Source organism: Phytohabitans sp. LZ39 (assembly GCF_059359075.1).
This window is the reverse complement of record NZ_JCADBM010000020.1, coordinates 196,644-207,876: the sequence shown is the minus strand read 5'-3', so window position 1 is coordinate 207,876 and position 11,233 is coordinate 196,644. Positions and strand designations below refer to the sequence as shown.

Genomic DNA, 11,233 nt, shown 5'->3' with positions numbered 1-11,233 from the left:
GCGCCCAGCGCGCGTGCAGCTCCACGGACTCGCCGTCGAGCAGGGCCTTGATGACCGGCTTCACGTCGTACGCCCGGCTCGCCTCGGCCGGCATCGCGGCCGCCATGTCGTGCCCCTCGACGTCGCCGACCGGCACGTCGGCGGGGGAGAGGCGGCCCTGGTGGCCGAGTAGGTGGGCGAGCTTGCGCGCCTCGACCATCGCCGAGTCGTCGTCCTTCGTGGTCACGTGCACCACGCCGGAGCGACGCCCGTGCGGCTCGGGGCCGCCGAGGCGCTCCATGTCTACCTGCTCGCCGGTGACCGAGCGGACCACCTCGGGGCCGGTCACGAAGATCCGGCCCGCGCCCGCCATCACGACGATGTCGGTCAGCGCCGGCCCGTACGCCGCGCCACCGGCCGCCGGGCCGAGCACCACCGAGATCTGCGGTACGCGCCCGGAGGCCCGCACCATCCCGGCGAAGACCTGACCGACCGCGTCGAGAGCGACCACGCCCTCGGCCAGCCGGGCGCCGCCGGAGTGCCACAGGCCGAGCACCGGCACCCGCTCGCGCACCGCCTCGTCGATCGCGTCGACGACGTGTCGGCAGCCCTCGCTGCCCATGGCGCCGCCCATCCTGGTGCCGTCGCTGGCGTACGCGACGGCGGGCGTGCCGTCGATCTCGCCGCGCGCCCACAGCACACCGGAGTCGTCGCGTGGCATCATCAGCCGCAGCGACCCGGCGTCGAAGAGGGCGCGCAGCCGCACTTCGGGGTCGCGATAGTCCACTGTGGATGAGTCGGCGCTGACAGACGTGGTCGTCACGACGTTTCCTCCCATTAGGGGCGGGTGAAGAGCAGCGCGACGTTGTGACCGCCGAAGCCGAACGAGTTGTTCAGCGCGACGGGGACGTCGAGGTGCCGGGCCTTGTGTGCGGCCACGTCGAGCAGGCCGTCTTCCGGGTCGTCGAGGTTGATGGTCGGCGGGATGACCCCGTCGCGGATGGCCAGGATCGTGGCGATGGTCTCCACCGCGCCCGCCGCACCGAGCAGGTGGCCGGTCATCGACTTGGTGGAGGTCAGCACCACGTGGTCGCCGATCGCGCCGCGGAGGCCGGAGACCTCGACCATGTCGCCGGTCGGCGTGGAGGTGGCGTGCGCGTTGACGTGCACCACGTCCTTGCCGGACAGGTCCGCGTCGGCGAGCGCCTTCTGGATGGCCCGCACGAAGCCGGCGCCCTCCGGGTCGGGCTGCACGATGTCGAACCCGTCGGAGGTGATGCCGGAGCCGGCGAGGCGCGCGTACACCTTGGCCCCGCGGGCCTTGGCGTGCTCGGCCCGCTCCAGGACGACGACGCCCGCGCCCTCGCCGAGGACGAAGCCGTCGCGGCCCTTGTCCCACGGGCGGGAGGCACGCTCGGGGTCGTCGTTGCGCACCGACATGGCGCGCATCGAGGCGAACCCGGCGATCGGCAGCGAGTGCACGACCGCCTCGGTGCCGCCGGCCACCACCACGTCGGCGCGGCCGGAGCGGATGATGTCGAGGCCCAGCGAGATCGCCTCGGCGCCGGTGGCGCAGGCGCTGGCGACCGAGTGCACCCCGGCCTTGGCGCCCAGCTCCAGGCCGACCCAGGCGGCCGGGCCGTTGGGCATCAGCATCGGCACGGTGTGCGGCGACACCTTGCGGGGGCCGGAGGCCTCCAGGATGTCGTCTTGGGCGAGCAGCGTCATCGCACCGCCGATGCCGGTGCCGACGCTGACCGCGAGCCGCTCGGTGTCGAGCCCGGAGTCGGCGAGGCCGGAGTCGGCCCACGCCTCGTGCGCGGCGATCAGCGCGACCGCCTCGGACCGGTCGAGCCGGCGCAGCTTGACCCGCTCGATCTTTTCGGACGGCTCGACGGCGAGCTGCGCCGCGATCCGTACCGGTAGGGATTGTGCCCACTCCTGGGTGAGCGGACCCACCCCGGAGCGGCCGGCAAGCATTGCGTCCCAGGTGGACGCGACGTCCCCGCCCAACGGGGTGGTCGCGCCGAGCCCGGTGACGACGACGTCTGTGTGTGGCATGGTCAGGCGTTGCTCTCGATGTAGGAGACCGCGTCACCCACGGTCTTGAGGTTTTGCACCTCGTTGTCCGGGATCTTGACCCCGAACTTCTCCTCGGCCGCGACCACGACCTCGACCATCGAGAGCGAGTCCACGTCGAGCTCGTCGGTGAACGACTTCTCTTCGGCCACGTCGTCCGGGTTCACCCCGGCCACCTCTTCGAGGATCTCGGCGAGGCCGGCGATGATCTCGTCACGGGTCATGGGGATTGGTTTCCTCTCCTGCAATGGGTTGATGCCGTGCTGTTTTCTGTGGGCGTCGGCCGCTTACGGACAGCGGATGACCTGTCCGGCGTAGGTGAGGCCGCCGCCGAAGCCGAAGAGCAGCACCGGGGCGCCGGAAGGCACCTCACGCCGCTCGATCATCTTCGACAGGGCCAGCGGCACGCTGGCCGCGGAGGTGTTACCCGACTCGACGAGGTCCTTCGCGATCACCGCGTTGGGGATGCCGAGCCGCTTGACGATGCCGTCGATGATCCGCGTGTTCGCCTGGTGCGGCACGAACGCCGCGATGTCTTCCAGCGCGACACCGGCCCGCTCACACGCCTGGCGCGCGAGCGGGGCGAGCATCGTGGTGGCCCAGCGGAAGACGATCTGGCCGTCCTGCTTGATGTAGGGCTGCCAACCCTCGATCGTCAGCACGTCGCCCCGATCCGGCGCCGAGCCCCACACGACCGGCCCGATGCCCGGCTCCTCGCCGTCGGCGGTCGCCGTGACCACCGCCGCGCCGGCCGCGTCGCCGAAGAGCACACACGTGGAACGGTCGCTCCAGTCGGTGACGTCGGAGAGCTTCTCCGAGCCGATCACGATCGCGTTGCGCGCGGCGCCGGCCCGGATCGCGTGGTCGGCCGTGCCCAGCGCGTACGAGAAGCCGGAGCACGCGGTGTTGACGTCCATGGCCGCCGGGGCCGCGATGCCCAGCTTGTTGGCGACCCGGCTGGCCACGTTGGGGCAGCGGTCGATCGAGGAACACGTGGCCACCACGACCATGTCGATGTCGGCGGCGGTGAGCCCGGAGGCGGCGAGCGCCTTGCCGGCCGCGGCGGTGGCCATGTCGGCGACCGTCTCGCCCTCCGCGATCCGGCGGGTCACGATGCCGACCCGGTCGCGGATCCACTCGTCGTTGGTGTCGACGATGGCGGCGAGGTCGTCGTTGGTGACGAGCCGCGAGGGCTGGTAGTGCCCCATCGACAGGATGCGCGTACCGGCCATTAGAGGTGTCCTCCGATGCGGGCGAGGGGCTGGCCCGGGGCGACCGGGTCGTCGTGGTGCGCGAGCCACTCGGTCAGCACGCCGGCCTGGTGGGCGGCGACCTCCACGGCACCCTGCCGGGTGGCGACGTGGCCGATCACCTGGCCGGCGGCGATGTCGTCGCCCTCGGCGAGGCCGGCGGCGGGCTCGAAGGTGCCGGCGCTGGCCGAGACCACGACCCGGAACTGGGGGGTTGGCTCGTGGTCGGGCGCGACACCGTGGCGGGCGATCAGGTCGCGCGCCTTGGGCAGGTCGTCCGGGGTGTTGAGGGTGACGATCTCGGGCGCGCCGCTGCCGGCGAGCTCCCGCTTGACCAGCCCGGCGAGCGTGCCGGCCGGCGCGAGCTCGATCACGGCGGTGACGCCGAGGTCGGCGAGCGTCCGCATGCACAGATCCCAGCGCACCGGCGCGGTGACCTGGCGGACCAGCCGCTGGAGCAGCTCGCGGCCGTGGTTGACGGCCGCGCCGTCCAGGTTGGACAGCACGATCTTGCTCGGGTCGGACGGGGTGATGCCGGCGGCCACCGCGGCGAGCGCTTTCTCGGCCGGCGCCATGTACGGCGTGTGGAACGCCCCGGCCACCTGAAGCGTGATCACGCGGGCACCGCCGGGCCGCTCGGCGGCCAGCTTTTCCAGCCGGTCGACCGCGCCGGCGGCGACGATCTGGCCGGCTCCATTGCGGTTGGCCGGGTGCAGGCCGAGCGCCTCGATCGCGGCCACGACCTCCTCGGCCTCGCCGCCGAGCAGGGCGGCCATGCTGGTCGGCTCGAGCGCGCAGGCGGCGGCCATCTCGCGGCCACGCACACCGGCGAACGTGATCGCCGCCTCGGGCGACAGCACCCCGCCCAGCGCGGCCGCGCCAAGCTCGCCGACGCTGTGGCCGGCGACGACCGACACGTCGTACAGCGGGAGCTGCTCGGCCGCGAGCAGGGCGGCGGCGACCAGCAGCGGCTGGGTGCGCGCGGTGTCCTTGATCTCGTCGGCGCCGGCCTCGGTGCCCAGATGCACGAGATCGACACCCGCGAGGGCTGACCACCACCGCAGGCGCGCCTCGGCGCCGGGCAGCTCCAGCCATGGGGTCAGGAATCCGGGCTTCTGGGAGCCCTGTCCGGGCGACAGTACGGCGAGCACGCCTAAGACTTTCCTTGATACTCGCGGGTCAGGTGTGTGTTGGCATGCACCAAACCGCACTACGGACTTTGTGGAGACCCTACAAAGATCGCTGGTGGTGCCCTAAGGATCGTTTAGGTTGTGCTTTGCGTCACAGGCGCCTGGGGATCCAGTCGCCCGATCGTGAGCGCCACCCGCAGCGCGAACGCGTCCCGCGCGGTCAGCGGCGACAGGCCGGTGACGTCGGCGACCCGGCGGAGCCGGTAACGAACCGTATTCGGGTGGACGAAGAGTGCCCGCGCCGCGCCCTCCAAAACACCACCCGCCGCGAAGAACGCGTCGAGCGTCTCCAGCAGCTCGCCGCTGGCCCGCACCAGGCTGCCGTAGACATCCTGCCGGAGGCGGCGCCGGGCCTCGACGTCGCCGGCGAGCGCGCGCTCCGGCAGCAGGTCGCTGGCGGACACGGGCCGCGGTGCGTCCGGCCACCCGGGCGCCGCGCGGAAGCCGGCCAGCGCCGCCCGCGCCGACTCGGTCGCCTCGTCGAGCGTGGCCACGGCCGGTCCGACCACGACCGGGCCGGCGCCGAAACCGGCCAGCAGCTTGGCGGTGGCGGCCACCGGATCGCTCGCCCCGCCCAGCACCAGCACCAGCCGGTCGCCGTGCACCCCGCCGATGATCTCCACGCCGATCCGCCGCGCCGCCCGGTACACCGTATGCAGGACCGCGGCCGCCTCCCCACCCGGCGAGCGCCCCACCGCGACCGCGACCGGCGGCGCGTCCGCCCAGCCCAGCGCGGCCGCCCGGCTGGCCAGCACGTCCGAGGAGTCACCGCGCAGCAGTGCGTCGACCAGCAGGGCCTGGAGCCGCGCGTCCCAGGCGCCGCGCGACTCGGCGGCGCGCGCGTAGACCCGCGCGGCCGAGAATGCCACCTCGCGGGAGAACCGCAGCACGGCCTCGCGGAGGGCGGCCTCCTCACCCGGCACGGCCAGGTGTGCCACCTGCTCCTCGGCCACGTCGATGGTCACCTTTACCAGCGCCACCGTCTGTTGGAGCGAGATCGAACGGGCCAGCGCGGTGGGCGCCGCGTCGAAGATCTCGTCGGCCAGATCCTGCGTGGGCCGCCGCCCGTCCCGGCGCAGCCACTCGACCAGCGAACGCACGCCCGCCTGGGCGACGAGCATGACCCAGGCCCGCTGGTCGGCCGGCAGCTCGCGAAACCACGGGAGGGTCTCGTCCATCCGGGAGACGCTCGCGGTCGCGAGGGCGCCGGCAGATCGCTCGATCCGCCGTACGGTCTCGCTCAACGCGGCGCCGTCATTACTCCCCGGGGGCACGGCTCCAGCCTGTCATGCCCGTGTCCGTGCCACTATGGCCGGGATGATCGCCCGCCCTCCACTGGTCGTGCCGCTCGTGGCACTGGTGGCGTTTCTCGCCCTGATGGCCGTCGTGGTCGGCGATTGGGCCCCGGTCGAGCGGCTCGACGTGACGCTGAGTGAGGATCTGCGGGAGTTCGGCACCGACCATCCGGGCCTGGTCGACGTGCTTCGCGTGGCCACGGACATCGCCGCGACGGTCCCGTTCGTGGCGGCCGGCGTGGTCGCTACGGTGGGCCTGCTGGTGCGCCGCCACCGGCGGGAGGCGTACCTGTGCGCCTGGGTCACCGTGCTCATCCCGGTGCTGTGGGGCCTGATGCACTGGGCCCTGCATCGTCCACGGCCGGCGGACGGCTTCGTCTTCGTCGACAGCAACGGCTTTCCGAGCGGCCACACCTCACACGCGGCGTCGGCGGCCGTGGTAGCGGTGCTGCTGCTGTGGCCCCATCTCGCGCGGCGCGGGCGGGCGCTGGTGGTGGCGGGCGCGGCGGCGCTGGCCCTCTTCGTCGGCGGGACGCGGGTGATGCTGCTGGCTCACTGGCCGATGGATGTGCTGGGTGGGTGGCTCCTCGCCCTGACGGTCGTCCCCCTGACCGCCTCGGTGGTCACCTCCCGGTGGAACAATTAACTATTCCTTGATCGATAAATGAAGATCCTGGGCGAGAATTGCCGCCTGCACTCGACTGCGTAGCCCCAATTTCGTGAGGATCCGGCTGACGTGGGTCTTCGTCGTGGACTCGGCCATCTCCAAGCGCTCGGCGATTTCCTGGTTGGAAAGGCCCCGGCCGAGACACGCGAGCACGTCCCTTTCCCGCGGCGTCAGCCCTTCCACCGCAGTTCGCAGGGCCGCTGGCGCGCCGGGTGCGGTGGCGGCGAACGCCGCGATCAGCCGTCGGGTCACGGCCGGCGCGATGATGCCGTCGCCGCGGGCGACCGTGCGGACCGCGTCGACGAGGCCGTCCGCGTCGGTGTCCTTGAGCAGGAAACCGGCCGCGCCGGCGCGGAGGGCGCCGAAGACGTACTCGTCGAGGTCGAATGTGGTTAGTACCACCACATCGGCCAATCCTTCGGCGACGATCTCGCGGGTGGCGGAGATGCCGTCCAGCCTGGGCATGCGCACGTCGAGCACGGCCACGTCCGGGCTGAGGCGGCGGCAGAGCGCGAGCGCCTCGGCGCCGTCGGCGGCCTGGCCGACCACCTCCAGGTCCGGCGCGCCGTTGAGGATCATCGCGAGGCCGGCGCGCACCGCGTCCTGGTCGTCCGCGATCACGACTCGGATTGTCATGCCGCCTCTTCCGCGACCGTCGGCAGCTCCGCGTGCACCCGCCAGCGGACGCCGTCCCCGCCCGCGTCGAAGTGGCCGTGCAGCAGCGCGGCCCGCTCCCGCATGCCGATCAGACCGGCGCCGGCACCGGGTACCGCCGATCGGCCGTTGATGGGGTTTTCGACGGTGAGCGAGACGACGCCGGTGCGGTACGCGACCGCCACGTCCGCGCGGCCGGTGCCGTGCTTGAGCGCGTTGGTGAGCGACTCCTGCACGATCCGGTAGGCCGCGAGGTCGACACCCACCGGCAGCGGCCGCGGCTCTCCGGTGGTCTCCAGCCGCACGGTGAGGCCGGCGCCCCGCGCGCGGGCAATGAGCTGGTCGAGCTCGGCCAGCCGGGCGCGGATGGGCTCGTCGTCGCTCGCGCCCTCGCGCAGCAGGTCGATCATCTGGCGCATCTCGGCCAGGCCCTGAACGCTGTTTTCCCGGATGACCTTGAGCGCCTGCTCGACCGCGTCCGGATCGCGCTTGTGCAGGGACAGGGCGGCGGTCGCGTGGATGGCCGCCGCGCTGAGGTGGTTGGCGATCACATCGTGCAGCTCGCGGGCCATCCGGGTGCGCTCGGCGGTGACCGCCTGGCGGCGGTCGAGCTCGACGAGGCGGGCGGTCTGCTCCGCGCGGGCTCGCTCGGCGGCGGCCTGGTCGCGGTACTGCCGCACGCTGATCGCCGTCACCACGGGGAGGACGAGGAGCAGCGTCGCCGGTACGGCGAGGGCCAGCCCGCGCCACGAGCCGGCCAGGATCGGCCCGACGACGGCGGCCAGGGCGCTCACCCCGATGCCGACGCGCAGCAGGATCCGCCACATGCGGGCCGAGCCGTACAGGCAGGTGTCGTAGAGGACCTGGGTGTAGATGAGCAGCGTGCCGAGCGAACTGCCCAGCGCGAGATCCGCGGCGACCGCGACCGTGCCGAGGGCGAAGCCGGTGCGGGTGGCGACGCGGCGCAGGGCCAGCGCCACGCAGACGGCCACGAGCGGCGGCACGAAGAGCCAGGTCGGCGCGTCGGGCGCGGGCTGGAAGGTACGCACGATGCCGAGGGCGAACATGATCAGGCCGCCGGCGAGCGAGATGCCCGCCAGGGTCAGATCCCGCCGCAGAGCCCTGGACACGCTCCGATCACATCACACGTTTCGCCGCCCGACCTCCGACCGCGTGACGAGCCCGCGCGGCGCGGCGTCCGTCGAAGGATGTACCCGGAATCCCTCACCGCTGCCGACGCCCGGGGCGACCGGCGCGGTGAGGCTGGGAGGCATGGTTCTTGCGGTCATCGCCGCGTGCGAGATCGGGTTCTGGGTGATCCTGGGCGCCGGTCTCGTCGCGCGGTACATGTTGCGGATGCGCCGCCTCGGTGGCGTACTCCTGCTGTGTGTGCCCCTGGTCGACGTGGTGCTGCTGGTCGCGACGGTGATCGACCTGCGGCGTGGCACCGAGGCCAACTTCACCCACGGCCTGGCCGCGGCGTACATCGGCTTCTCCATCGCGTTCGGGCACACGATGGTGCGCTGGGCCGACCAGCGGTTCGCCCACCGCTTCGCCGGCGGGCCGCCACCGTGGAAGCCGCCGAAGGGCGGGTGGGAGCGCGCCCGCTACGAGTGGCGGGAGTGGTTCAAGGGATTGGCCGGCTGGGCGGTCGCGTGTGGCCTGTTGGCGGGCGGCATCCTCCTTGTCGACGACCGGAGCCGGACCGAACAGTTGGATGCGTGGATCTGGCGGCTCACCGTGGCGCTCGTCGTCTGGCTGATCGCCTTCCCACTGTGGGCCACGTTATTTCCCGCGCGGCCCAAGGAGTGATGTAGTAGGCACCGGGGGAGCCTGGTGCAGGCGGTGGTTGGCCGCCAGTAAGGAGAAAGTATGGCGCACGGGGAGGCCGAGCACGGCAGCGCCGAGAGCGAGCAGCACTACCTGCTGGGCGAGCACGGTGTGCCCGGCAGGCACCTGCGGTGGGTGTGCGGGGCCGGTCCGCAGCCCGTCGAGGAGGCGGGGCCGCCGGCCACTCTCGATGTGGAAGGCGCCCCGGCGGACGGCGCGGCAGACGATCCGCCGCTCGACGAGGGGCGCACCCTCGTGCCCGAGCGGCGCGGCCCAGCGGTCTGCCGGTCGAGCCGCGCGGGGTGGGCGGGTGCCCACCGCCACGGCGCCGTGCGCCCGCGGGCCCGCGCGACCCGGCGGGAGCGTCCGCCGGACCGGTGGTGCTGACGCTCTTACGCTGTACGAGTGCGCGCAAAACAGCAGATTCTGGACGAAGCACTAGCCTTGGCCGATGAGCGTGGCCTGGGGGCGATCTCGATGCGCGCCGTCGCCCGCCGGCTGGGCCTGAGCTCTATGGCGCTCTACCCGTACGTCGGCACCAAGGACGACCTGCTCGACGGCCTCGTCGGCCGGCTGCTCGCCGACCTGCTCCCGGAGCCTGGAGCCAGCACCGACTGGCGGGAGCGGCTGCGGGCGGTGGCGCGGGCCGCGCGTGCCTTGGCGAGCGCCCACCCCGGCGCGTACCCGCTGCTCATGGTCCGCCCCTCGGTCACGCCGGACGCGCTGCGCGTGGTCGACCTCGTCTACGCCGCACTGCTCGACGCCGGCGTGCCCGAGCCGGAGGTGCCCCGCCTGGAGCGGATGCTGTCGACGTTCGTGCTGGGCTACGCCACGTCCGAGGTCAACGGCCGCTTCGCCGCCGGCCGCCGCGGCGCCGAGTCGGCCCACGACCCCGACGTGCTGCCCGCGCACGCCCGGCTGTCGCGCTGGCTCGAGGACGAGGTCGACTGGGACGCCGAATTCGAAGCCGACCTCCGCGATCTGATCCGCCTGATCGAGGCCGCCGCCGGCTCCACAGTGGAGAGTTAGTGCGTATTGCCCGGGTCCGAGTCAGCTGCGGACCGCCGCTCCCGCCGGAGACCGCGGCGGTCGGCGGCTCGCGGGGCGAGCCGAAATCCCCGACCTCCGCTGCCAGGTCCGCGGCGCAAGACCTGATCGAGGACAAGCGGCGTACGGGTGAGGCCGCGGGAGCAGCGGTCTGGACCCAATGCCACTCACCGTAAGTCGACCATGGTCTGGTCCGCTGCTCCCGCGGCTCACCCTCGCGTTCGAGCGCTCGGGCTCGGTCCTGGCGGGACGTGCGGCGGCGCCCAGCTCGGCGAAACGCCGGGTGCGACGTGCTAGCGGGCGCGGCGGCGGACGAGCAGCGATATGCCCGCCAGGCCCAGCGTGATGACGAGCACCACCGCGCCGTTGAGCAGCAGCACCTCGCGCAGGTCGGTCAGCAGCTTGTCGATGTCGCGGCCGGGGTTGAGCGTGTCTTCGTCGAAGACGCGCTCGCCGCCGCCGATGCCGCCGTGCAGCGACTCGGGCTTTCCCGGAAGCGGGACGCCGGCCGCCCGCAGGGTCTCGGACATGTTGAGCCGGCCGTAGAACCACGCGTTGGTCGTCCGCCGCTTGTCGGGCTGCTTACCCGGGCGGTAGGCCCGGGGGCCGCCGGCCGCGAGCGGGTAGAGGTCGTAGGTCTGCTTGGCCTGGTCGCCCACGCGCACGACCACCGTGTACTTGCGGCCGAGCTTGTCCGCCTTCGGTGAGGTGGACAGGCCCTTCGCGTTTGACAGCCAGTTGACCTGGCTGAGCATCGCCTCGAACAGCTCGGGATCGGCCTTCGCGCGGACGGTGATGGCCTCGTCGAGCTCCTCGCCGTCGATGGTGATGGTGTCGGGCTTGGGGGGCGCGGCGAGGGCGGGCGACGGGGCGAGCAACGGAGCGGCGACGGTGACCAGCACCGCGCCGCTCAAGAACCATCGGCGGCTCACCCTTGCGACCATGACCGACCTCCCCGCCCGATGGATGGTCCCGCCCCCGTGGTGCGGCCGACGATCCGCTTTAAACCAAAGACTCCGCCAAACCTCGCGCGGTTGCATGCGCAGCCCAGGTTTTTCGAACTATCTGCGATTGCCGAGCGGCAGACAACATGCCCATTCATTCGGCCGCCGAATCGTAACCGTCGGCGGCTGATCGTGGGGACCCGTCCACGATCGCTTGCTTTCCTTCGTCGCACCGCCAGGCCGGCGTGCCGAACGCCCCCGAGACGCCGCCGAGGCCTCCGTCGCCAGGTCCAGCGCC

At 72.6% G+C, this 11,233-nt stretch carries 13 protein-coding genes; 4 read left to right on the top strand and 9 right to left on the bottom strand.

The window, feature by feature from the left end:
- The 6 genes from AC5L36_RS32780 to AC5L36_RS32755 form a co-directional block, all read right to left on the bottom strand.
- The coding region (locus AC5L36_RS32780) for a carboxyl transferase domain-containing protein (protein WP_441222639.1) at positions 1 to 802 on the bottom strand (802 nt) is incomplete at its 3' end.
- 14 nt (positions 803 to 816) lie between these two features.
- Positions 817 to 2,040 carry a beta-ketoacyl-[acyl-carrier-protein] synthase family protein gene (locus AC5L36_RS32775; protein ID WP_441222638.1) on the bottom strand — a complete coding sequence of 408 codons (1,224 nt, stop codon included), beginning with the start codon at positions 2,038 to 2,040 and terminating at the stop codon, positions 817 to 819.
- A gap of 2 nt (positions 2,041 to 2,042) precedes the next feature.
- Positions 2,043 to 2,282, bottom strand: coding sequence for an acyl carrier protein (locus AC5L36_RS32770; protein ID WP_173038887.1), 240 nt, complete (start codon positions 2,280 to 2,282; stop codon positions 2,043 to 2,045).
- 63 nt (positions 2,283 to 2,345) lie between these two features.
- The gene (locus tag AC5L36_RS32765) at positions 2,346 to 3,290 is read right to left on the bottom strand and encodes a beta-ketoacyl-ACP synthase III (RefSeq protein ID WP_441222637.1); all 945 of its coding nucleotides are present in this window, start codon (positions 3,288 to 3,290) and stop codon (positions 2,346 to 2,348) included.
- Entirely contained in the window at positions 3,290 to 4,459 is a 1,170-nt protein-coding gene (locus AC5L36_RS32760; protein ID WP_441222636.1) for an acyltransferase domain-containing protein, read from the bottom strand. Before AC5L36_RS32760 ends, AC5L36_RS32765 begins: the two co-directional genes overlap by 1 nt.
- A 113-nt stretch (positions 4,460 to 4,572) precedes the next feature.
- A complete protein-coding gene (locus AC5L36_RS32755) occupies positions 4,573 to 5,772 on the bottom strand; it encodes a PucR family transcriptional regulator (RefSeq protein WP_441222635.1) in 1,200 nt (399 codons plus the stop codon).
- A gap of 43 nt (positions 5,773 to 5,815) precedes the next feature.
- On the opposite strand from AC5L36_RS32755, the gene AC5L36_RS32750 reads away from it, so the two are divergent.
- Positions 5,816 to 6,439: a phosphatase PAP2 family protein gene (locus AC5L36_RS32750; RefSeq protein ID WP_441222634.1), complete on the top strand. Its 624-nt coding sequence runs from the start codon at positions 5,816 to 5,818 to the stop codon at positions 6,437 to 6,439.
- Here AC5L36_RS32750 and AC5L36_RS32745 read toward each other — a convergent pair whose 3' ends face one another.
- Positions 6,440 to 7,096 (bottom strand): response regulator, encoded by a 657-nt coding sequence (locus AC5L36_RS32745; protein ID WP_441222633.1) that lies wholly within the window; start codon positions 7,094 to 7,096, stop codon positions 6,440 to 6,442.
- Entirely contained in the window at positions 7,093 to 8,244 is a 1,152-nt protein-coding gene (locus AC5L36_RS32740; protein ID WP_441222632.1) for a sensor histidine kinase, read from the bottom strand. Before AC5L36_RS32740 ends, AC5L36_RS32745 begins: the two co-directional genes overlap by 4 nt.
- A gap of 142 nt (positions 8,245 to 8,386) precedes the next feature.
- On the opposite strand from AC5L36_RS32740, the gene AC5L36_RS32735 reads away from it, so the two are divergent.
- The 3 genes from AC5L36_RS32735 to AC5L36_RS32725 are packed head-to-tail and all read left to right on the top strand — an operon-like array spanning position 8,387 to position 9,973.
- Positions 8,387 to 8,926, top strand: coding sequence for a hypothetical protein (locus AC5L36_RS32735; RefSeq protein WP_441222631.1), 540 nt, complete (start codon positions 8,387 to 8,389; stop codon positions 8,924 to 8,926).
- Between the two features lie 60 nt (positions 8,927 to 8,986).
- Positions 8,987 to 9,331, top strand: a complete 345-nt coding sequence (locus tag AC5L36_RS32730) for a hypothetical protein (protein ID WP_441222630.1) — start codon at positions 8,987 to 8,989, stop codon at positions 9,329 to 9,331.
- 18 nt (positions 9,332 to 9,349) lie between these two features.
- Positions 9,350 to 9,973, top strand: a complete 624-nt coding sequence (locus tag AC5L36_RS32725) for a TetR/AcrR family transcriptional regulator (protein ID WP_441222629.1) — start codon at positions 9,350 to 9,352, stop codon at positions 9,971 to 9,973.
- Positions 9,974 to 10,284: 311 nt separating this feature from the next.
- On the opposite strand, the gene AC5L36_RS32720 is transcribed toward AC5L36_RS32725, so the two are convergent.
- Positions 10,285 to 10,923 (bottom strand): hypothetical protein, encoded by a 639-nt coding sequence (locus AC5L36_RS32720; protein WP_441222628.1) that lies wholly within the window; start codon positions 10,921 to 10,923, stop codon positions 10,285 to 10,287.
- Positions 10,924 to 11,233: the final 310 nt, after the last annotated feature.

What these genes read in the sequence shown, in the direction of transcription:
- AC5L36_RS32775 (WP_441222638.1), bottom strand. Translation starts at nt 2,040, where the DNA reads ATGCCACACACAGACGTCGTCGTCACCGGGCTCGGCGCGACCACCCCG.
- AC5L36_RS32770 (WP_173038887.1), bottom strand. Translation starts at nt 2,282, where the DNA reads ATGACCCGTGACGAGATCATCGCCGGCCTCGCCGAGATCCTCGAAGAG.
- AC5L36_RS32765 (WP_441222637.1), bottom strand. Translation starts at nt 3,290, where the DNA reads ATGGCCGGTACGCGCATCCTGTCGATGGGGCACTACCAGCCCTCGCGG.
- AC5L36_RS32750 (WP_441222634.1), top strand. Translation starts at nt 5,816, where the DNA reads ATGATCGCCCGCCCTCCACTGGTCGTGCCGCTCGTGGCACTGGTGGCG.
- AC5L36_RS32745 (WP_441222633.1), bottom strand. Translation starts at nt 7,096, where the DNA reads ATGACAATCCGAGTCGTGATCGCGGACGACCAGGACGCGGTGCGCGCC.
- AC5L36_RS32735 (WP_441222631.1), top strand. Translation starts at nt 8,387, where the DNA reads ATGGTTCTTGCGGTCATCGCCGCGTGCGAGATCGGGTTCTGGGTGATC.
- AC5L36_RS32730 (WP_441222630.1), top strand. Translation starts at nt 8,987, where the DNA reads ATGGCGCACGGGGAGGCCGAGCACGGCAGCGCCGAGAGCGAGCAGCAC.